We start from the raw sequence: 22,286 nt of genomic DNA on the forward strand, positions 1-22,286 counted from the left end.
AATTTCGCTCTTTATTTTCTTATGTAAATACTTGAACGATTAAATTAAGTTCTTATGTTTTTATTAGCCTTTTAAAGTTTAGCATTAATGCCGTAACTTTTATACTATTTCTCATCGTTTTAATAGTAAAGTAAAACTCGAAATATAATTGTAACATTGTATAAAACGCGACATTTTTCTACAAAACCTTTATATATAGCTATAAAATGACGTTTCCATCTACGAGTAGTCCATTTCACCTTGGTGTTTTGTAATCTTTTTGTAATATAAAAAAGGTAGGAGAATCATCCCCTACCTACTATTTCATTGAACGTAAAGCTTGAATGGACAGCCGTACTAATAAGATGGCACACAGAAATAACCCTAGGTATGCAGCCGTATTTAAATACACTGCATATGGTTCATGTATAAATTGAGAAATGGCTAACAACGCAACAGAAATGATTCCAAATGTAATACCAACAAGTAATAAGACAAAACGGGAAAATAGCTGAGTAATGAAACGAGCATTGTGGTCATCTGAAAAAATATCATGATGCAATATAATTTTTCCACTTTCTACTCGTTGAATTAGCTGATCGATACGCCTTGGCATTTTTCGTAAAGTAGGGATTAACATCGACAGTTCTTCCTGTATACGCTCTTTTGTTTCTAACGGTTCTTTAAACGGTCTTAAAAATGCAGCTCGCATATAAGATGCCGAAAAATCCTTCGCTTCTGTAAAAATATCAAATTGTGAATCAATTACACGCAATGTTCCATCTAGTGTTACTAATGATCGTAGCGCCAAACCAACAGAGGGATAAAACGCAAGACCAAAATCCCGTACCACTGTAAATAACGAATGGATTAGTTCTTCGGTTGGGATACGATCAACATAGGATATTTTCAGCAATATTTGATCCATTGCCTGCTCCACCCTAGCACGTTCCGCATGTTCTTTATTTTCTACGAGTAGCATTAAGCCATCGTATAAAATACCTGAATCATTTTGTTGGATACCTAGTAAAAATAGCTTTAACCCTTCTTGCTGAGTAGCACCTAGGCGTCCAACCGCTCCGAAGTCTAGCAGGATTGGTACTCCATCTGTCTCATCAATGTAAACATTCCCTGGATGTGGGTCCGCATGAAATATCCCTGAAAATAACATCTGCTCAAAAAAAGAATACAAAATTGTTCGTGCAAATTGGCTACGATCAATGTTTTGTCGTCGAAATTCAGATGCCCCTTCCGCCACGCTTTTACCACGAACGTATTCCATAACAATAATGTCTTCATCACAAAACTCTGTATATATTTTAGGGATGCGCACTTTATAATCGCTTTTAGCAAGAGCATTTGTTACCTGTAGTGTATTTCGTACTTCGATATCTAAATGAATTTCTTCCCTTAAACCATCCGCAAATCCACCAGCTAATTCTCGAAAGCCTAACGACTCTGCCCAAGTAGATTTGTTGGAAAACCAATTTGCAAATTCCTCTAAAATATCAAGGTCATCACGCATAATCCCCTTTACTTCAGGACGCAGTAGCTTCACCACAACTTCTTCGTAATTTTTCAGCCGTGCCTTATGTACTTGCCCGATAGAGGCTGCTGCTAATGGCTCCGTTTGAAAGTTAATAAATACATCGTCTACTGACCTTGGTAAGGAAGTTTCTAAAATCTTTGTAACCTGCTCATGCGGCAGAGGTTTTACACTTTGCTGTAGATGTTCTAGCTCATCAATGATAATTGGAGAAAATAATTCTTTACGCGTAGATAGTACTTGCCCGAATTTGACGAAAATCCCGCCGCATTGCTCTAATGTTGTTCTTAAGGCAATGGCAAGCTCCTTTTCATTTTCTCGTTGCCTCGCATATTTAATCGTTTGGACAATTCCATTTGTCACTGCAATTTTTAACACCTGACGTAATCGCTTCTGCTGACGCCAGTAGCTACGCAATCTCAATAAAATGGATTTTTGCCCATGACGTCGCTCCCCTCCCTTAATGCCAATTGGATCAAATAGTTCGAAAACAAGGTAGAGCAGCATGGAGATAAGGAGCATACTACCTATCCAAATAAGGGTGCTTACTTCCGTAACAGTTTGCATCATCGTTTCCGATAAAAAATCTCGATGGCGCAAGTAGGAATACCAATATACAAAGGACGTAAGCGTTACACTAATAACAACAGAGAGCACTCTGCGTACAAAATTTATATTAGAACCTATTAATCGTCCGCTAACAAAATAAATAATTCCTGCAACAAAAATAATTTGAATTAGTAACTTCAAATAAACCAACAAGTGCCACCTCCCGCTGTTTTTCCTAATACTGCTAGTATAACAAATTCATGAACGAACTTTCCTTTACTAGCCACTAACGACAAAAGAGGTTTTACAGAAACTTATCATAATTAGTTGAAGTCATTCCATTAGCATCTTTTATATAGTAGTTCTCTCCTAAAGCGAAAAAAATCCACTTCGCTTTCCATGGGTACATTGCAAGGCACAACAACTTGTGCCCTCCCAAAGAAATCTTCGTGGATTTTTAAATTTCAAAATTGTTTGAGTGACTGGCACTTATTAGTTCGTAGAGAGAACTTGCTCCCAATCAATTGTGCCATTTTTCACTTGTTCGCGTTTCTCTTTGTTCATTAAATCGTTAGGACGACCACCTTTAGGCCAGTCTTTATCGTGGTTGGCCCACTCCGGACGATCTTGCGATAAAATGTAAGCCGCTAAATCAGCAGCATCTTGATCGGATAACGTACCACCCGCTCCAACTGGCATATTGTTTTGAATGTAGCCAGCCATTTTAGACATACGTGCCATGCCCGCTCCATCATTAAAGGAATTTTCTCCCCATAATGCTGGACCTGTAGTAGCACCCGTTCCAGAACCATCAGCAGCGTGACAAGCAATACAAGATTGCGCATACAATTCTTCACCGTGTGCTACATCTGGAATAGGGACGCTTTTCATATTACTTGTGCCAGCCCATTCACGCTCTGCACCAATCGGCACGCCTTGTGAAATATAAGCAAAGTAGGCAACCATCGCTTCAAGCTCGTCACTATTCATATCAAATTTTTTACCGTTCATACTTCGCACCATACAACCATTAATTCGCTCTTCAATCGTTACAATGCCTCCAGAACGAGCAATATATTGTGGATAGTTAGCTGTGACACCAACTAGAGAAGATGCTTGTTCATCATACCCTGCACCTGCATGACAGCTTGTGCAAGATAGCTGATTTCCTACGTAATCATCTGCCGCAACATGCGTATTATTTACCAGTTCATAACCATATAAAATCGCTTCTTTCATCGGTCCATCCGGTACTTCTTCGATACTTGGTGGAGCGTAGACGACTTTTTGTGAATTTGCCGTCGTTGGTATTTGTGTTTTAACCGCCGCTTCGTTCGTCTCACCATTGGCGTCACCTAATATTTTGTCACTAATGGCTGCTCCAACAAAAAGAGTAGCAGCTATTAAGATTGTTCCTGCTATACCAGTTGTCATTTTCTTCATCACTAATACCCCCCTTTGTATGTTAATTTTATTCTAGCAAGATAATATATGGCAGGATGTGATTTTTCTCACACTTCGCAATTTTAGAACCATAAAGCCGATAAAAATGGAATTAATATACATAAATATTTGTACTATAACAACAGAAACAATGCTTAATACCCCTTGTGGTTTCCACCTTTATCTGCTAACACCATTGGATAAAAACCCAATGGCTTGCTTTGTGGCCTATTGTTCGGCAGGAATAATGCTAGCGCAGAGGCGACTCCTGCTCTGAACGCCTAAAACGTATGTCGCAAGCTTTCCACGCGCAAGCAGAGGGTTGCGGCTTACTGTGCTGAGCGGAAAGCACCGCCGTAATAGTCAACAACGACATAGCAAAAAAAGTGTTAGATTGACCTCAGTCAATCTAACACTTTTTCACGTTTGTGCAACAGCGTATGATGATGCACTTATAATTTACATGCACCATCAGCACAAGAAGCATCACCATTACCAACCATATTTAAAGTAGGTTTAATACCTGCAATTTCCGCAGCCTGATGCAATGTACGTACGAATACTTCATTCGGCTCAGCACCTTTAATACCGTAACGATTTTCAAAAACAAAGAATGGCACGCTTTGTACCCCAATCTGTTGCGCATCGTAGCGATCTTTATCTAACTCTTCCTTAAAAGCTTCATTTGTATTCAATACTTGTTGTGCTTCGGCAACATCTAAGCCTAACTCTTTAATAACCGCTAGCAACATGGCATCATCATTTAAATCTTTACCTTCCATTAAGTAAGCAGCCATTAACACATCTATATAAGCGGCTTCTTTCCCAAATTGCTTCGTCCATTTTGCCAAGCGGTGGGCTTTCTCTGTATGCACTTTTTTCATCTCAGCAAATTGATATGTGAGCCCAACTTCCTTTGCTCGTTCAGTAATACCAATTGTCATTTGTTCAGCTTCTTCACGCGTTACGTTTTGCTGAGCCATAAAATGTTCATAAAAACTTTGCCCCGTCTCTTTCGGTGCAGTAGGATCAATTTGATAAGATTTGTACTCTATCTCTACTTGATCAGTATATCCAGCCTCTTTTATTGCTCGTTCTAATTCTCTTTTCCCTATATAACAAAATGGGCATGAGAAGTCAGAAAACACTTCAATTTTCATTGTTATCCTCCTATAAAATATCCATCCAAATTTTAATAGCCGTTGCTAGAATCAAGACAGCTAATATCCCTTGTAATACTTTCGTATTTAAACTTTTCCCTGCTTTTGCTCCTAGTGGCGCTGCTATTAAACTTGCCACAATCATGATGGCTGCTGGATAATAATCCACTTGCCCCGTCATTAGCTTTCCTATTGTTCCCCCAATGGAAGAGATAAAGGTAATGGCTAAACTTGTAGCAATCGTCATTCTCGTTGGTATTCTTAGTACAACAAGCATGATCGGTACAAGTAGGAAACCACCTGCTGCTCCTACGATACCAGAACCAATACCAACGATGAATGCTAAAATTGCCGCTACGGGCTTATTAAAAGTAACATCATTCATTGGCTTATCGTCAATTTGCTTTTTAGGAATAAACATCATAATTGCCGCTATAAGCGCCAAAATCCCATAAACGATATTAACGCCTGCCTCCGATAAATATTGGGAACCAAAGCTACCGACAAAGCTACCTGCTAAAATTGCCCCACCCATATAAATAATCAGTGATTTGTTTAGATAGCCACCTTTACGATATGCCCATACCCCTGCAATCGAAGCGAAAAACACTTGTACAGCACTAATACCTGATACTTCATGTGCTGTGAATGCAGTAAATCCTAGTAAAGGTGGAATATATAATAGCATTGGATATTTAATAATCGAGCCTCCAATACCAAGCATACCTGAAACATAAGATCCTACAAAGCCGATTAAAAATATCGTAATAATCCATGTTATATCCATCTATTTTTCCTTCTTTCAAGTCGTTTACACCTTGTTGCTTAACGCAAAAGCTAAGTTCACCAAGGCTATTACTGCATTCGGCAAAATGCATTATAGAATGAAGTGGAAAGGTGAGTGTCCTGCTTGAACACTCACCCGTCTCATTACGCTTTTTGAATAAAGAATGTAATGACGCCCGCGTCTTCCGATTTATCTAAAATCGTGTGACCACCTGCATTTGCCCATGCAGGGATATCCGCTAAAGCCCCTTTATCTGTTACTTGTACTTCCAAAATCTCACCTGAAGCTAGTGTATCCATCGCCTTTTTTGTTTTTACGATCGGCATTGGACAAGATAAACCTGTTGCATCTAATTGTAAATTTGAGTTCATGTTAATCTCCTTTTAAATTGTTTGTAAATTGTTTGGGTGACTGGCACTTATCTTACTGCACAGCGGTTCGGGCCAATCTCCATTTCAGTTTGTTCCTCTATAGCTGGCGTTATTTTCCCCATATTCACTTGACGAATTTCTTGATATGCATTTGGTTGTGGTGGTAAGTTATCTGTCACAATGCTGCGGAATGTTTCAGCATCCTCAATATTTAAACCATGATTTTCAGCAAATAACTCTCCTAAACGTTTTGCTACAGTACCATCTTCATTTAGCTCATCAATAATCATAAAATGAGCAGGTAGAACAACTAAATCGTCCGATAATTCACGGTAACGTTTATAAAGCGTTTCGCGTAAATCACCAACCCAGTCCTCTGCAAGGCCTGCTAAATCAGGACGACCAATCGAATCAATAAATAAGATGTCCCCTGTTAATAAATATTTGTTATCTACAACAAACGACGTTGAGCCAATTGTATGACCTGGTGAATAAAGTGCACCTACATCAATTTTTGAAGCACCAATTTGCACCACATTGCCATCTACTAATGGCGTATAATCAAATACAACCTCTTCTGCATCTTTCGGTGGTAAATAATATGTTGCACCTGTTTGTGCTGCAATATGGCGTCCACCTGAGATATGATCCGCATGTAAATGTGTATCAAAAATGTGCTTAATTTGAACGTTTTTCTCTTTTGCAAAGTTTGTAAATACATCCGTGAAGCGTACAGCGTCAATTATTGCTGCTTCGCCTTCAGAAATAACCATATAAGATAGACAGCCTTTACCTAAACGAACGAATTGGTAAAGCTCACCACCACCTGTTAAATCGCCTACCTTAATCGGTTCTAAATATTCACTCCACGTCTTCATACCACCCTCTAAATAGGCAACAGTACGTCCAGCATCAGATAGCATCTCTGCCACCATCATTGAAGATCCTTCCTTTGCACAAACGACTAATACATCTTTGTCCGTAGGGATTTTAGGTAAAATTTCTGCGACACCATCTAATAGCTCAAAATACGGGATATTAAGGTATTCAAATTTATGTCCATCGATTTTCCAATCTTCAAATGCATCTGTATTACGTACATCTAAAATAAATAATTCTTTGTTTTCGATTACTTTTTTCGCTACTTCTGCAGCGCTCCATTTTAATACTGACACTTCGTTTACCCCCCAAGGTATTATTTCGTTGATTTTTTTAGCGGAAAGGACATGCCTCTCCGCTTGTTTGTATCTTCTAGTCAAAATGCATTGCACTACCGAATATATTCAGCATTCGGTTATCACTCACGATAAGCCATCTACATCTGTTGCAACTTAATTAGAACGTTAATGATGGTGCTGCATCTTTAGCGAATTCTAAGAATGTTACAGCTCCTCCAACCTCAATACCGTCTACAAAATCTTCTACTGTTAAGCCCATTACATCCATCGTCATTTGACACGCAATAAATTTAACACCTAATTCTTGTGCCATTTCTACTAATTGCGGAATAGCAGGTACATTCGCTTTCGCAAAACCTTCTGCAAAATGTTCCGTACCAGCTGGCATTGGTAAAGCATTCATGCCTTGCTTATGAATTAAATTTAATCCTTCGAATGTGAAAAAGATTGCTACTTCCTTGTCAGAAGCTGCCGCTGCTGTTGCGATATTGAACACCTTATACGCATCAAAAAGACCACCGTTACTTGCAATAATTGCTACTTTGTTTGACATAATAAATTCCTCCAATTTAAATAGTTTTAATTAATTCGCCCGTCCAAGATGTCATACCTGGTAAGACGTTAAATACTTTTGTAAAGCCATTTGCTACTAGCTTTTGTGCAGCTAAATCACTGCGAGCACCTGTACGACAAATCACATAAATTTCAAGATCTTTATCGAGTTCAGAAAGGCGCTCTTCAAGCTCACCCATTGGAATGGATTTCGCCCCTTCAATGTGACCGAATGCAAACTCCGCTTCTTCACGCACATCGAGGATAAGCCCATCTTTTCCTACGATTTGTTCCAGCTCAATTGTGGACTCAAACGTTTTTTCATTCGCTGACTCCTGCGCGCATTTACGAATGTAATGCTTAAGCACAGTATCTTCTTCCACTGTTCCGATATACTGATGCCCTACAGACTCAGCCCAAGCTGCGATATCGGCTTTCGAACCTTTATCTGTAGCTGAAACTTCTAAAATTTGACCATCCGCTAATTCAGCCATTGCCTTTTTCGTTTTAACGATTGGCATCGGGCAGGATAGCCCTTTGGCATCTAGTTGAAAATCTGCCTTAATACTCATAACTTCCTCCTTATACCTATAAGGGTATTATTTTTGCTAAAAAAATATAGAGTAGGGTATGCCCTCACTATAGACTATTACTGTACTTCGCCTTCCCATGCAAGCATGCCACCAACCATATTTGTTACATCAAAGCCTTGGCTTTCTAAAAATTGTGTAGCACGACCACTGCGAGCACCTGATCTACAAACGATAATATATGATTCATTTTTATTTAACTCGTGCATGCGAAACTCAAGTAAGCCAAGTGGCATATTCATCATTCCAGGAATATGTCCAGCCTGCACTTCGTCCACTTCACGAACGTCGATTATTTTTAACATCTGTCCATTTGCTAAAGCTTGTTGTACTTCTTTTGCTGAAATTTCCTTCACAATCGTTTCCTCCTAATAGGCGCTCATGCCACCACGGACATTTGTTACGCGCTCATATCCTAGTTTTTTCAATTGCTTACACGCCTGACTACTACGCATACCACTTTGACAAATAACAACAACTTCCTTATCCTTCGGTATTTTATCAAAGCTAGAGCCTAACGGAATATTTTTGAATTGCGGGATGTTGCGACCTTTGTATTCAGCTGGCGTTCGCACATCAATGAATACTTTATCTTTATCATTCAGCACATTTTTTAGTTGAGCTGTTGATATGGACTGCACTCCTTTTGCTGGCTTCATACGCCAAACTAAAAACCCAATCACAATAGCGATCATAATCCATGCTTCCAAGTATCACTACCTCCTATCTATATACTATAATGGGTATAATAAATTTATCTACTTTTTACGACCAAATCCATCGCTTCTTGGATGGCACTATTCATTTTCTCTGAATCCCCATCAGCAGTCGCAACACAATTCAGCAAGTTCTCACTGACAATAACACCTATCGTCCGATCAACTGCAGAACGCACGGCGGATAGCTGTGTAATCACATCTTTACAACTTTGTTCTTCTTCCATCATGCGTAAAATCCCACGCAATTGGCCTTCCATTCGTTTTACACGATTTGCTGTTTTAGCATCGTACGCCATTATGTGTACGCCTCCCTTCGAATTAAGTGATTCATCTTGCTTACGTGTTTTATATTATACCCCATTAGGTATAATGTCAACATGAAAGATCTATTTTTTTCTTAAAGCGCTTTGCATATAGATTTTAGAACGCAATGACATGAAAAAACTCTGTTACAAGTGCATAAAATGCAGCTTATAACAGAGTTCATTATAATTTTAGTTTGCTAATTGCATGGCAGGTCCAAAGAATTCATAGTGAATTTTTTCATCTTTAATACCAATTTCGTGGAGATTTTTAATTACCGCCTCCATAAAACCAACAGGACCACAGATATAAACGTCCGTATTATCTGGAATCTGTGCAGCCAATAATTCTTTCGTCAATAACTTATCCTCATCCGAATAAAGCGCTGTATAGGATGCATTCGGAAGCGCATTTACTTTAGCTTGGATGTCATCACTAAATGCTACTACTTTTTCATTACGTGCACATTGGATAAAATGCACTTCATTCACTGCATCATCCTTTAAAGATTGTAGCATACTGTTTAATGGTGTTACGCCGATTCCTCCACTAACAAATGTAATTGGAGCTGCAGTTTCTTCTAATACAAATAAACCTGCTGGCACACTTACATCTACTAAATCTCCAACTTGTAACACATCGTGAATAAAGTTAGATACTTTGCCATTTGGTGTATGATCGCTTTCCCGTTTTACTGAAATACGGTAGCCATCCTCAGCACTCGCTTGTGAAAGTGTATATTGGCGGTTTAATAAATATTCTTCCCCAGGTACTTTGACACGAATACTAATATATTGCCCTGGTTCATATGCCGGAAGTGGCGATCCATCTTCATTCACAAAGTAAATAGAAGTAACAAGGTCACTTTCAACTTCTTTTTTAGCTACTTTCAATGGTTTAAACATACGCCATCCACCATTATTTTCAGCTTTTTGATATAGATCTTCTTCTACTTGAATGAAAACATCCGCAATAACGCCATATGCTTCAGCCCATGCGTTAATAATATCATCAGTAGCTGCGTCACCAAGCACTTCTTTTATTGCTTTTAGTAAATGTTCCCCTACAATCGGGTAATGCTCTGGCAAAATTCCTAAACTACGATGCTTATGAGCAATTAACATAACTGCTGGTAAAATAGCTTCTAAATTTTCAATATGAACTGCTGCTGCATACACGGTATTTGCTAATGCAGTTTGTTGACGGCCTTTTTCTTGGTTTGTGTGGTTAAAAATATTCAGTAATTCTGGATGAGCTTGAAACATATTTTTATAAAACGTCTTAGTAATTTCTACCCCATGAACTTCTAATACGGGCACTGTTGCTTTAATAATTTGTACTGTTTCTTGTTTTAACATATCGCATACCATCCTTTCGTGATTACAATATAACGCTTACAATTCATTAAAGCAATATATAATATACATCTTTAACAAAATAGACAAATTTGATGTATTTGAAATACATGTTTTAAAAAAGCAATGATTTACAATAATTTAAGGTAAAAATGCTATAATTATTGAAGTGAATTACAGAAAGTAGGGTGTTCCAATGCGATTAACTTTATACACAGATTACTCCCTTCGAACACTCATTTATCTAGGTGCGAAGGAAGAGGGTCAACTATCAACTATTCAAGAAATTTCAGATGCCTATAATATATCAAAAAACCATTTAATGAAGGTGACACACCAATTAGGGTTGCTTGGTTACATCGAAACGATTCGCGGTCGAGGTGGCGGTATCCGTTTGGCAATCGATCCAAAGTCCATTACGATTGGTGAAATTGTACGCCATACAGAAGAAGATTTTCATCTTGTTGAGTGTTTCGACAAAGAAAATAACTTGTGTAAAATTGCACCTGAATGCCAGTTAAAAGGTGTCCTCTATGAGGCATTACAAGCCTATATGGCTGTTCTTGATCGCTATTCTCTTGACGATTTTTTACACTCCAAGGAGAAGTTAATGGCCTTGTTATTTGGTAAATAAAAATACCCGCTCAACAATTGTTGGTCGGGTATTTCTTTATGACAGTCTTATTCTAGACATTGCTTTTTATAATGCTTTTGAAAAGACAATCATATCTAATGCTCGTATGCCATTTTCATAAATGGGTTCAGGATACTTACTGAAAAAATTCTTTTCGATGGTATCCATCCGGAAGCCTGATTTTTGATAAAACGCAATATTGTTAATACTAGAATTTGCTGTGCCAACTAAAATATTTTCATATCCTTGTCCTTTACAAAGGGCAAAAATTTTGTTCAAAGCTTCCTTCCCAATGCCTTTGCCCTGAAATGCTTCCACAACCGCTATATTTTTCAACTCAATTGTTGCGTCTGACTGTGGAATAAGCAAGGCTGTGCCTGCCAATTTTTCACCGCATTTAATGGTGTAAAGTTCACCATCATTCATATATTGGCGAACGGTCATTTCACTTTCATCCGCTAGTAATAAATATGGTAAGTAGCTTTCACGGCTACCTTCCACTTTTTCTATTGTTGTATAATAACGTACAAAATCCACACGTTCAAAAACGTTTAATACGCAAGGTTGCTTTTCCTTCACTTCTAACCAAGAATGTTCCTGCGGAAACTCTTTTTCTACACCTAGACGAATAAAAGGCAACTTTTCCTGTGCCTTTTGTGAGCGAATATTGATCTTTCTAGCTCCTGCGAAAACGCGTTCAAGCCCTAAATCAAAAAAAGCAATTTCCAAAATGGCCTTTTTCGCTTCCTCATTGTAGCCTTTTCCCCAAAACTCATATCCTAGCCATGACCCTATATGACAACACTTATTTATATGGTCAATAAACATCAATGCTGTGACACCAATGAGTCGACCTTCCTCATTTAGCACAACACGAGGAACAGTCTTTCCTTCTTCCTCGTCTACACATTCACGTTTGATAAAATTAATGGTATCTTCCACTTTCCCAGCAGGTAACCCAAGCGCATCCCGAACCTGTGGCATTGAAGACAATGCATGCATTGCTTCAGCATATTTTATGTCATGCTTTACTAAAGTTACTGCCATATTCTTTTCTCCTTTTACGTATTTAGGTTTTACTATGCCAAACATGCATTGGACTTTTTGCTATATCCTCTACCGGCATATGAATCATGCGAAACACACGTTCTTCATTAATTTTCTGCAAATCTGCATAAACCTCACTTGAGCGACTTAAACCAACTGCCAAAGCATCAGCTAGTGAATTAGCATAATAAGCCTTGTCGACACCCGCCATTGCCATTGCACCGAAGCACATCGGACAAGGTGCCCCACTTGCATACATAACCGTGCCTCGTAAATCAATAGAACCGAGTTTTTCTTGTGCACGTCTTAAGGCAAGTAGCTCAGCATGACCTGTACTATCCGGACGCAAATGCAGTTCATTGACGCCTTCCCCAATGATTTCATCGCCCTTTACCAAGACAGCTCCAAATGGCTGACCGCCCTGTGCTATATTTTGAAGAGCAAGCTCCACTGCTCGCTCCATCCATTGATTCATATATACTCCCCCTGATATTTAATTATACGTAAGTTGCCACGATACACCGAAACGATCCTGAATCCAAGCAAACTGCTTAGAGAACCCATAGTTATTTAACGGCATTAACGCTTGTCCACCATCCACTATTTGTGCAACTAAACTCTCGATTTCTTCTATCGTCTCACACGCCAAAAAGATGGATATTGATGGAGTAAAGGAAAAGGCATGCTTAATTGAACTGTCATTCATCATAATTTTCAGACCTTTTAAATCGATTTCAGCCATTGCAATCTGTTGTGTGTCCTCCACATACGTTAAGTTTTCAATTGTTAACTCTGGGAACCATTGCTTATATTGCAAAATAGCCTCATGCGCCTGTCCTTGGAACATTAAAAATGTAGTAGCACTTTTCATTTATTCAACTCTCCCTCGTATCTAGTAACCCATTGTGCAGGGGTCATTTTGGAAACAAGTTCTCCAATCAAATCATATGGAATATTTTTTGTACTCGTAAAACGAATACAGCTTTTCCCCATATTTAGCTTAGTTGGTACACGCTTAGCATACTCCTCTTGAAACCAAGATAATAAAGCGTTATCTGCATAAATACCCATATGATAAACTGCTATATGTCGCTTTTGCGCTGCTAAGCTAATAAATGGTAGTGGTGTATTAGGTGTTACATGATAACCTTTAGGATATGACGATAACGGCACTACATAACTAATCATGTCGTAAGTCATTGTTTGTTCAAAGCCATCAGGAATATTCGTTGCTACTATGTCCGCAAGCTTTGCAAAACTATCTCGCCATTTTTCATCTACTTGTTCGATATATGCATGCATGAAATTCCCCCACTTTTTAATATTTTGATTCTAGAACGAATTAAAAATATTCCTTAATAGTAGTATGAAGCTTATTAGTTGGCAATAGTGACAGTGTCATTGCTACAACAATCGACAAAAGTTTCACGGTATGTAGCTTTTACCCCGAAAACCTTCTGCTCAACCATTGGCCTTTTCGGTAGTGTTCCTTCGTCTTAAAACCAGCCCTTGTGATTTCACGCAATCCGCTAAACGAGCTAGCCGTGTCTCTTGCTTTTTCGCACTATAAATGTATCGTGCCCAATCTTTTTGATATCCTGGCGTTAGCGCGTCATAAAAAGCTACATCATTTGGATTTTCTATCAGTATAGCGCGCAACAAAGGGACCATACGTTCATAGTCTCTTACACATTGGATCCTTACTGTCTTTTTCTTTGCTCTTCCGTCTTATGCAAAATGTCAGCATCCTTCTATTATGTACCCTAAATTTATCACAAAATATTAAAATTAACTCCTATTGTCCAAAATATGTACAAAAAAACGCTTGGATCAATTCACCAAGCGCTTTGTTCTTTCTTTTTCTTATCTTCCTGCTTGCATTGCATAATTCCTATAAACCATACCGTTCGTTTTCATCATTCCGAATTTTTCATAGTAAGGTACAAGGTCATCATCACAGCATAAATCAATCATATAAATCTCATCCAGTTCTTTTAGCATTCGACTTACTAATTCCTTGCCTATACCTTTATTTTTGTATTGTGGTAATACTTCCAATAATGGAACATAGGCAGATAAGACACCATCACTTATCGCTGTAATAAACCCTATCACTTCATTTGTGCGCTCATCAATCGCCAAAACTATTTTGCTGCTATTCTCCAACAATCGTAAATGGGTTTGTGGATTAGGTGGACTCGGCCAGCCTACAAAAAAACCATTTAACATATTTGAAGAAATACCTTCAAGTGAATTCTGATAAATCATTTTCTCAACTCCTAATATTTTGGACTATTAGTTAGCTGCAAAAAATCAATAGAACAGTAACAAGCTATTACCTCCAATATGTATAATGAAAACGTGCACTAGTTATTTAATCTTCGAAGAAGCAATTATACCTTTAATAATCGGGATACCTGTACCAATTAGCACAAATGGCAAGAACCACCAACCTAGTCCTTCGATTTTACCTAATGCAACAAGTACTATTTCACAAGAGATGATTGCAAATAAAATTAAGCAAAAGTTTTTTACTTCATTACATAATTTACGACTATTTAAATAAAATGCCTCAACGTTGTGCTCATCTAATCGCGTTGGATAATTATGCATATGTGGCGCTTTCTCAAGGAGCCCTAAAAATATCCACATAAAAATTCCGATACCTGGTAAAATAAATAGTTCTATTTTCGAACCCCATCGGTCAACCTCGCCCTTAGCATTAAAATGTGCTGGGATTTCTTCTGGTAAATTACCCCATTGAAAAATAATAAATAGGATGGATACAGTAAATAACCCGCAACCTATAACGTCCAAAGATTTTTCATACTTGGTTTTTGGTAATTTTAAAATTGGTCGATACATTGTCCCACATCCTTGGTTAACGTTTATGGTATGTATACGATTGTTTCAACTTTTTAGTTTCAATATATTTATATGAAAAACACTATCGCTTAATACCATTTGCTGTATTTTCATTCACTACTCACACAAAATAATACATAAAACTCCGCTTTAAGTAGTATAATCTATAACTTAATTCCCTCTTTATTTCATATTTTTCACTATGAATAAACTCATATTGCTTTTTAAAATCCAAATAATCTGATATAAATGGTATATATACATATTTCACCTTTTTGTAACATTTCTACTAAAATTACTAGGAAAGGACTTTTCAAACATGCGATTTACGATTTATAAAAAATTAATTCTCGGTTTTTTTATAGTTATATTAGTTTTAATAGGCACGATTGCCTTAAATTTTAAACAACTTAATTCAGTAAATGGCACTTATCAAGATTTACTCGAAGAACAAACAAAAAAGTCTATTAGTATACAAGAACTAAGAGTCATTGCAAAACAAGAAATAGTGAGTATGCGTGGCTATCTTTTACTTGGCGATAAACAAAATCGCGAAGGTAATAAATCCGCTCGTGAAGAATTCAAAACAAAATCAGAAAGTTTAATGGCTACATTAGAGTCAAAAAAATCAATTGAACTGTTAGAAGCCGTCAATAAAAGTGAGCAAAATGTTCAGCAATTCGCCGATCGAATGTTTTCATTAAAAGATGCTGGTGAAACAGAACAATATGAAAAATTAGATAGCACACAAGGACGTCTTATTTTAAAACAATTCGATGAGCGTGTTGAAAACCTTGCCAATTATCAAAGTGAAGCCGTAGAAGCAAAAATAGCTGCTACTTCAAAAGAGATTGATGCCATTAAGATGCAAATGATTTTGCTTGGTATATTTGCCGTGCTCATTAGTCTGATAATTGCAATGATTATGGGAACAATTATTTCTCGCCCTATTAAAGGTATGGCAAAAGCAGCACAAAAAATTGCTGAAGGTGATTTAACGGCTGAGCAAATTCGTATTAGAAATCGCGATGAAGTTGGTGATTTAGCATTAGCCTTTAATCAAATGGCCCAAAATTTAAAAAACTTGATTACCAATGTCAGTCAAAATACGGTGCAAGTAAGTGCCTCAGCAGCAGAGTTAACTGCTAGCGCAGATCAAACTATTCAAGCGACTGAACAAATTACTTCTGCTATGCAAGAAGTGGCAAGTGGCTCTGAAGCCCAAGGAAAAAATGCAACTGAAAGCTCGCAAGCTATGAAAAACATGACGAATGGCATTCAACAACTAGCATCAACAACTGCTGCTGTTTCTGAATTGGCTATTGAAACCAATACTGAAGCAAACAAAGGGAATGATTCGCTTCAACGTGTTATTTCACAAATGGATACAATTAATACTGCTGTCTTGGAGTCTGCAACTGTTGTCAAAAAACTAGGAAATCATTCTGTGGAGATTGGCAATATCATTAGCATTATTACTGATATCGCTGAACAAACTAATTTACTAGCGTTAAATGCTGCTATCGAGGCAGCTCGAGCTGGCGATCACGGTCGCGGCTTTGCAGTCGTTGCCGATGAAGTGAAAAAATTAGCTGAGCAATCTAAGAACTCTGCTGAACAAATTGCCGGTTTAATTTCTGAAATTCAACAGGAAACAAATCGTGCTGTCACTGTTATGGATACTGGTACACAAGAAGTTCAAGTTGGTATGAAGGTTGTTAAAGTGGCAGAGGAAGGCTTTTCAAAAATCGTTGACCTTATTGAGCAAGTTTCCAAACAAATACAAGAAGCAACAACTGTTTCAGAGGAAATGTCCTCAAGCGCTGAACAAATTTACGCATCCTTTGATGACATTGCGACAATTGCCCAAACGTCATCTTCGAACCTACAAAATGTTGCGTCTGCTTCAGAAGAACAACTCGCGACAATCGAAGAGGTTGCAGCTTCTGCCGCTACTTTATCGACAATGGCGGAAGAATTACAATCACAAGTTTCCAAATTTAAAGTTCAATAGCCAAATTGTGTGGGTGACTGGCACCCACACAATAAGCCGCAACTGTCGCTGTCGCGCCGTTTGTTGCGGCTTTTTTGTGTCCTATTCAGTGACTGGCACTCAAACAATTTAACCTTTGGATCATTTCAATTACTGCTGTTTCTTCACTTGGCACTTGTAATGTTGCAAGCTGGCCTACCTCATGCGCTCCAACACAAACACTGTCTAATGCTTTTACAAACATGGAGGCATCATTTGCGTCATTGCCAAAGGCGATAAATTGATTTTGTTCTACGCCTAATTTCTCCAAGCCTGTCCACTTATTAATTCCGCTTGGGCTTATATCTATTATGTTTTCCGATGCATGTTCATATATCGAAATCGGTAGCTTTTGTAGCTGCGCTACTATTTCTAAGTGATATGCACCAGGGAACAATACAATTTTTACGATGTCCTTTAGCTCCTGTAATGTCACTTGTTTTGCCAGCTTAAGTGGATCTAAATTTTGATAGATTGGATGTGTCTCACTACCTGTAAAGGCATAATCCCAATCACCGTCCACTAAGTAAGCTAATTGATAAGCCGTTATAATATGCTTAATGTCTTCAACAATATGTCCCTCGAATGCTACTATCTCTTTTATAGCCCCATCGACTGCAACAAATGCTCCATTACCTCCAACCATCGAAAATTGATGCATCGACTCGGGCAATATTGGTAACAAATCTCGAATCGGACGAGCAGAGGCAAAAATTACTTCATGTCCATTCTGTAAACAACTCTCTAATGCAGCTATAATACCAGCACTCAAAGGCTGACCTTTAAAACAAATCGTGCCATCTAAATCAAATACAAATTTCATTGTTTTACCTACTTTCGATGTATATAAAATCCCCCATATTATCTCATAAAATATACCTTTATTTGTTAAAAATAGCGTGTGAAGATCCGCTGATTCAAAACCTATTAGTACATTTCATCTTTAAAACAGAAAACAAATAATTTTTAGAATATTGTTGACATACTGAAAATATCCACGTATTATAACTCTCAACAACACATTGTAAGCAAAGATTGGAAGTAGTAGAAATGCTCGTGTACTTGTAGAGAGCCGGTGGTTGGTGAAAATCGGTAGACACACATTTTGAACTCATCCATGAGCTACTCCCTGAACCTCATCGAATAAGGCATACGATGCTTAGTAAGTTAAATGCCGGTTTCAACGTAAGGGATGTCGGTTTCCACCGTTATTGGGATAGACAGTGATAGCTGTCGATAAGGGGACTTTTTCTTGAAAGAAAAGGTCAATTAGAGTGGTACCGCGAGCAATAACTCGTCTCTATATTTTGATATAGAGGCGGGTTTTTTTTATTTTTTTTATTAATTACAACAAAAGGAGTGTTTGAAAATGGGAAGAAAAATTTGGGTGTTTGATACAACTTTACGTGATGGCGAGCAAGTGCCAGGGGCAAAACTAAACTTATACGAAAAAGTAGAGATTGCACAGCAACTCAAAAAATTAGGCGTCGATATTATCGAAGCTGGTTTCCCTGCTTCATCACAAGGCGACTTTGACGCTGTAAAAGCTGTCGCACAAAAGGTCGGCAATACGAATGACATTATGATTACAGCTTTAGCACGAGCAGTACAGGCTGATATTGATTCGGTATACAACGCTGTAAAATATGCTGAAAATCCAATGATTCATATGGTACTTGGCACTTCTGATATCCATGTTGAAAAGAAATTCAGTAAATCGAAAGATCAAATATTACAAATTGGCGTAGATGCTGTGAAATATGCAAAAACACTTTTACCGCAAGTGCAGTATTCAACAGAGGATGCTTCTCGTTCAGATTTTGAATATCTATGGAAAACGATTGAGGCAGTGATGAAGGCTGGCGCAACGATGATTAACGTGCCGGACACTGTTGGATTCGCTGAACCTGAGGAATTTGGCGCTATGATTTATAAGCTGAATGACCGCATGAAAAATCTAAATGACAGTGTTTTACTAAGTGTACACTGTCACAATGACCTTGGAATGGCAACAGCTAACACACTTGCTGCGATTAAAAACGGGGCAGACAAAGTCGAATGTACAATCAATGGTATCGGGGAACGTGCCGGAAATGCCGCACTCGAAGAAGTGGTTATGGCATTGAAAACACGCAGCTCCATCTACAATGCAAATACACGCATTAACACAAAGGAAATTATGAACACATCACGCCTTGTTTCTAGCTTTATGGGCTTAGATGTACAAGTGAACAAAGCCATTACTGGAGACAATGCATTTGCCCACTCTTCAGGTATTCATCAAGATGGTCTGCTTAAATCTCGCGATGCCTATGAAATTGTCCATCCTGAAGATGTAGGTCTGGATGATATGGAACTTGTTTTAACGGCTCGTTCAGGGCGCCATGCAGTAAAAAATGCACTGGAGAAGTTGGGCTTTTCAAATCTATCGAATGAAGAATTTGAAGGTATCTTTGACGGCTTCTTAAAATTAGCTGATGCCAAAAAAGAAGTTTACGACCACGACTTATATGTCATTGTAGAAAGTTATTATGAAAAGCATGATGCCAATCACGCCAATGCAACTCATTATAGTGAGCAATTTTTTGACATTGTCGATTTACAAGTCGTCAGCAATGCAAGCTTCCCTTCTGCTAGTGTAAAAATACGCAAAGGTGGCGAAGTATTAAAAGCTAGTGCAGTCGGTTCAGGACCGATTGACGCCTTGTATTCTGCCATTGCAGATATTGTACAAATAGATGTAAAACTTGTGGAATATAATATTAACAGCGTATCTCGTGGTAAAGAAGCGCTTGGTAAAGTAAAAATTACAATTGAGCACGAAGGCGCGAAATATATTGCAAAAGCGGCAGATACAGATATTTTAAAAGCTAGTGCAATGGCTTATATCAATGCTATCAACAGCATTGTTGTAGCGAACTTAACACCCGTTACAAACTAAATTTTTTAGGTGACAGGCACTCATACAATTCGCATACAATTCTCATACACTCACATGTGTTTTAAGGGAATATCCATGGAGACTTCAGCGGAATCCGCACAGAACATAAGCCGCCATAACCGCGCATTAGCGAGGATATGGCGGCTTATCATGTGCCCACGGAAAGCACAGTGCCAGTCACTCAAACAATTTTATTGACTGTCATTAACTAACTTTTGGTATTCTTCTTCAATTAGCCCTACATCAAGCCGTTCAAATAACGGTGTTACTTCGGTAATGCTTTTAGGTAGCTCTACTTGCTCATGCCACAGCAATTCGGTTATGCCTAACATGTTCCGAATTTTCTCTGTAGAGAACGGTAAAAATGGCTGTAGTACTTGACCTAAATTTGCAATCATATAAACGCATGTTGCGAGCGTTTGATGGCAATCTTCCAACTTGTCCTTTACTTGTAACCATGGTTGCTGTTCGTCAAAATAGCGGTTGGCTGCGCGAATATATGCAAAAATCTCCTCTAACGCTTGTTTAAAATGTCCCGCTTCAATCGCCACACCGACATCACTAAACAGTTGAATCGTTTGTTTCCTTACAGTCCCATCGACATCCACCTGAGGCACTTGACCATCAAATGACTTCTCGATAAACTTCAACGTGCGATTGACAAAGTTACCGTAAGCTCCTAGCAATTCTCCATTATGACTATAAATAAATTCTCGCCAAGAAAAATCAGTATCTCGGTTTTCCGGCGCATTCATTGTTAAAAAATATCGTATCGAATCTGCATCATAGCGACTTAAAATATATGGCACCCACACCGCCCAATTTTGACTCGTTGATAATTTTCGTTTCTCTAATGTTAAATATTCATTTGAGACAATATGTGTTGGCAATGCTTTTGCCCCAATACCCATCAAAATCGCTGGCCAAATAACTGTATGGAATGGAATATTATCTTTGCCGTGCACATAGTAAGCAATGGTTTCTTCATTCCACAAATCTTCAATGGCGATATTATGTTGTTTTGCCCATTCCATACTAGCTGTTAAATAGCCTGCCACCGCTTCAATCCATACATAAATTTTCTTCCCTTCAAAGCCCGGAACAGGTACGTCAACTCCGTTCGGTAAATCACGGGTAACAGCACGATCTGGTACGCCTTCCGCTAAGTAACGTTCAGTTAAGCCTAGTGCATTGTCTCGCCAGCGTTTATCTGCTTTTGCTTCAGCTAAAAACGTTTCAAGTCTTCCTTGAAATTGACTAAAAGTAAAGTAAAAATGTTCTGTTTCTCGGATAACAGGCTCATTGCCACAAATTTTGCAACGCTTATCAATTAATTCGAGTGGATCTAAAATTTGTGAACAATTATCACATTGATCTCCACGTGCCTTTGCCCCACAATTTGGACAAATACCTTCCACAAAGCGATCAGGTAAAAACTGTTTGTCCGTTTCACAATATGCCTGCTCAATCTTCTTTTTGTATAAATAATTATTTGCTAGCAGTTGTAAAAAAATAGACTGTACCGAATCATGATGGTGCTTTGCATCCGTTCTTGTATACAAATCATACGTAAATCCTAAGTCATGGAAACATTGTGTGAATTCATTATGGTATTGGTTTGCGATTGCTTCTGTCGTCGTATTTTCCTGTGCAGCTCGAATCGAAATTGGCGTACCATTACAATCACTTCCTGAAACATACAATACTTGCTCACCTTTTTGTCGGTAATATCTAGCCAAAATATCACCTGGTAATAATGCAGCGATATGCCCTAAATGCAATGAACCATTCGCATACGGCCACGCTCCTCCAATTACAATTGTCATCTTAAGTTACTCCCCTCAATCTTCCAAATTTCTTGTTATGCGGATAACATGTTACAACTATCTGCAACCTTATCTTCATTCAGCGCTTATTAGAATTTTTCTCCTAAATTTTAATAGCTAACGCTTTTTGAAGATAAAAAAAACGCCCTAATCATGACTGATTAGGACGAGTATACCCGTGTTACCACCTATATTTACAAATAGCTCACACTATTTGCCTTAATCAGTACGTCTTGCATTTAAATAAGAGATACTGCCGCTGTTGTAACGAGTGCCCACCTCGTCGTAATCTACTCGCAAAAAGCTTTCGGTACGAAGCTCAAAGGTCATTTTCAAAAGGGTTCATTTACCTCATTTCCACCAACAGAGGCTCTCTATTAAATGCTTGTCCAATTTACTTTTCCTTCTC

Annotated in this window: 24 protein-coding genes and 2 other annotated features (1 of these 26 running past the window's edge); of the genes, 3 read left to right on the forward strand and 21 right to left on the reverse strand. The window is 38.2% G+C overall.

Features of this window, described 5'->3' with window-relative positions:
- Window positions 1-298 precede the first annotated feature (298 nt).
- From MKY08_RS20535 to hmpA, 12 genes are all read right to left on the reverse strand, one after another.
- Entirely contained in the window at window positions 299-2,284 is a 1,986-nt protein-coding gene (locus MKY08_RS20535; protein ID WP_069508038.1) for an AarF/UbiB family protein, read from the reverse strand.
- A gap of 282 nt (window positions 2,285-2,566) precedes the next feature.
- Window positions 2,567-3,517, reverse strand: a complete 951-nt coding sequence (locus tag MKY08_RS20540; protein WP_069508040.1) for a c-type cytochrome — start codon at window positions 3,515-3,517, stop codon at window positions 2,567-2,569.
- Window positions 3,518-3,969: 452 nt separating this feature from the next.
- Window positions 3,970-4,677: a DsbA family oxidoreductase gene (locus MKY08_RS20545; protein WP_069508042.1), complete on the reverse strand. Its 708-nt coding sequence runs from the start codon at window positions 4,675-4,677 to the stop codon at window positions 3,970-3,972.
- A 10-nt stretch (window positions 4,678-4,687) separates the two neighbouring features.
- Entirely contained in the window at window positions 4,688-5,464 is a 777-nt protein-coding gene (locus MKY08_RS20550; RefSeq protein WP_069508044.1) for a sulfite exporter TauE/SafE family protein, read from the reverse strand.
- Between the two features lie 143 nt (window positions 5,465-5,607).
- A complete protein-coding gene (locus MKY08_RS20555) occupies window positions 5,608-5,835 on the reverse strand; it encodes a sulfurtransferase TusA family protein (protein WP_069508046.1) in 228 nt (75 codons plus the stop codon).
- 47 nt (window positions 5,836-5,882) lie between these two features.
- A complete protein-coding gene (locus tag MKY08_RS20560; RefSeq protein WP_069508048.1) occupies window positions 5,883-7,010 on the reverse strand; it encodes an MBL fold metallo-hydrolase in 1,128 nt (375 codons plus the stop codon).
- A 160-nt stretch (window positions 7,011-7,170) separates the two neighbouring features.
- A complete protein-coding gene (locus MKY08_RS20565) occupies window positions 7,171-7,566 on the reverse strand; it encodes a DsrE/DsrF/DrsH-like family protein (protein ID WP_069508050.1) in 396 nt (131 codons plus the stop codon).
- A 16-nt stretch (window positions 7,567-7,582) separates the two neighbouring features.
- Window positions 7,583-8,137: a sulfurtransferase TusA family protein gene (locus MKY08_RS20570; protein ID WP_069508052.1), complete on the reverse strand. Its 555-nt coding sequence runs from the start codon at window positions 8,135-8,137 to the stop codon at window positions 7,583-7,585.
- 77 nt (window positions 8,138-8,214) lie between these two features.
- Window positions 8,215-8,511, reverse strand: a complete 297-nt coding sequence (locus MKY08_RS20575; protein WP_069508054.1) for a rhodanese-like domain-containing protein — start codon at window positions 8,509-8,511, stop codon at window positions 8,215-8,217.
- A 12-nt stretch (window positions 8,512-8,523) separates the two neighbouring features.
- The gene (locus MKY08_RS20580) at window positions 8,524-8,865 is read right to left on the reverse strand and encodes a rhodanese-like domain-containing protein (protein WP_024364588.1); all 342 of its coding nucleotides are present in this window, start codon (window positions 8,863-8,865) and stop codon (window positions 8,524-8,526) included.
- A 44-nt stretch (window positions 8,866-8,909) separates the two neighbouring features.
- Window positions 8,910-9,170 (reverse strand): metal-sensitive transcriptional regulator, encoded by a 261-nt coding sequence (locus tag MKY08_RS20585; RefSeq protein ID WP_024364589.1) that lies wholly within the window; start codon window positions 9,168-9,170, stop codon window positions 8,910-8,912.
- A gap of 198 nt (window positions 9,171-9,368) precedes the next feature.
- Window positions 9,369-10,535, reverse strand: a complete 1,167-nt coding sequence (gene hmpA, locus MKY08_RS20590) for an NO-inducible flavohemoprotein (RefSeq protein ID WP_069508056.1) — start codon at window positions 10,533-10,535, stop codon at window positions 9,369-9,371.
- 193 nt (window positions 10,536-10,728) lie between these two features.
- Between hmpA and MKY08_RS20595 the strand changes: the two genes are divergently transcribed.
- Window positions 10,729-11,166: an Rrf2 family transcriptional regulator gene (locus MKY08_RS20595; RefSeq protein ID WP_069508058.1), complete on the forward strand. Its 438-nt coding sequence runs from the start codon at window positions 10,729-10,731 to the stop codon at window positions 11,164-11,166.
- Between the two features lie 66 nt (window positions 11,167-11,232).
- Here the strand turns inward: MKY08_RS20595 and MKY08_RS20600 are convergent, their stop codons facing one another.
- The 7 genes from MKY08_RS20600 to MKY08_RS20630 all read right to left on the reverse strand — a co-directional run bounded on the left by MKY08_RS20600 (window position 11,233) and on the right by MKY08_RS20630 (window position 15,078).
- Window positions 11,233-12,213, reverse strand: coding sequence for a GNAT family N-acetyltransferase (locus MKY08_RS20600; RefSeq protein ID WP_069508060.1), 981 nt, complete (start codon window positions 12,211-12,213; stop codon window positions 11,233-11,235).
- A gap of 22 nt (window positions 12,214-12,235) precedes the next feature.
- A complete protein-coding gene (locus tag MKY08_RS20605) occupies window positions 12,236-12,688 on the reverse strand; it encodes a nucleoside deaminase (protein WP_069508062.1) in 453 nt (150 codons plus the stop codon).
- Between the two features lie 18 nt (window positions 12,689-12,706).
- On the reverse strand, window positions 12,707-13,084 hold the full coding sequence (locus MKY08_RS20610; RefSeq protein WP_069508064.1) for a VOC family protein: 378 nt from the start codon (window positions 13,082-13,084) through the stop codon (window positions 12,707-12,709).
- Window positions 13,081-13,515, reverse strand: coding sequence for a DUF1801 domain-containing protein (locus MKY08_RS20615; protein ID WP_069508066.1), 435 nt, complete (start codon window positions 13,513-13,515; stop codon window positions 13,081-13,083). The genes MKY08_RS20610 and MKY08_RS20615 overlap by 4 nt, the downstream gene beginning before the upstream one ends.
- Window positions 13,516-13,674: 159 nt before the next feature.
- Window positions 13,675-13,884: a YdeI/OmpD-associated family protein gene (locus tag MKY08_RS20620; protein WP_069508068.1), complete on the reverse strand. Its 210-nt coding sequence runs from the start codon at window positions 13,882-13,884 to the stop codon at window positions 13,675-13,677.
- A gap of 192 nt (window positions 13,885-14,076) precedes the next feature.
- Entirely contained in the window at window positions 14,077-14,481 is a 405-nt protein-coding gene (locus MKY08_RS20625) for a GNAT family N-acetyltransferase (RefSeq protein ID WP_069508070.1), read from the reverse strand.
- A 102-nt stretch (window positions 14,482-14,583) separates the two neighbouring features.
- Window positions 14,584-15,078 carry a DUF1648 domain-containing protein gene (locus MKY08_RS20630; protein ID WP_069508072.1) on the reverse strand — a complete coding sequence of 165 codons (495 nt, stop codon included), beginning with the start codon at window positions 15,076-15,078 and terminating at the stop codon, window positions 14,584-14,586.
- Window positions 15,079-15,397: 319 nt separating this feature from the next.
- On the opposite strand from MKY08_RS20630, the gene MKY08_RS20635 reads away from it, so the two are divergent.
- Complete coding sequence (locus MKY08_RS20635; RefSeq protein WP_069508075.1) at window positions 15,398-17,092, forward strand: methyl-accepting chemotaxis protein; 1,695 nt, start codon at window positions 15,398-15,400, stop codon at window positions 17,090-17,092.
- Window positions 17,093-17,177: 85 nt separating this feature from the next.
- On the opposite strand, the gene MKY08_RS20640 is transcribed toward MKY08_RS20635, so the two are convergent.
- Complete coding sequence (locus tag MKY08_RS20640; RefSeq protein ID WP_069508077.1) at window positions 17,178-17,933, reverse strand: HAD-IIB family hydrolase; 756 nt, start codon at window positions 17,931-17,933, stop codon at window positions 17,178-17,180.
- Between the two features lie 199 nt (window positions 17,934-18,132).
- Window positions 18,133-18,415: a binding site (T-box leader), on the forward strand.
- 64 nt (window positions 18,416-18,479) lie between these two features.
- On the opposite strand from MKY08_RS20640, the gene MKY08_RS20645 reads away from it, so the two are divergent.
- On the forward strand, window positions 18,480-20,051 hold the full coding sequence (locus MKY08_RS20645; RefSeq protein ID WP_069508079.1) for a 2-isopropylmalate synthase: 1,572 nt from the start codon (window positions 18,480-18,482) through the stop codon (window positions 20,049-20,051).
- Between the two features lie 191 nt (window positions 20,052-20,242).
- Here MKY08_RS20645 and metG read toward each other — a convergent pair whose 3' ends face one another.
- Window positions 20,243-21,877: a methionine--tRNA ligase gene (metG, locus tag MKY08_RS20650; protein ID WP_069508081.1), complete on the reverse strand. Its 1,635-nt coding sequence runs from the start codon at window positions 21,875-21,877 to the stop codon at window positions 20,243-20,245.
- A 159-nt stretch (window positions 21,878-22,036) separates the two neighbouring features.
- Window positions 22,037-22,286 (reverse strand) — a binding site (T-box leader); it runs 11 nt beyond the window's last position.

Origin of the sequence: Lysinibacillus sp. FSL M8-0337 (assembly GCF_038593855.1) — a bacterium.
Classification (GTDB): domain Bacteria; phylum Bacillota; class Bacilli; order Bacillales_A; family Planococcaceae; genus Lysinibacillus; species Lysinibacillus sphaericus_D.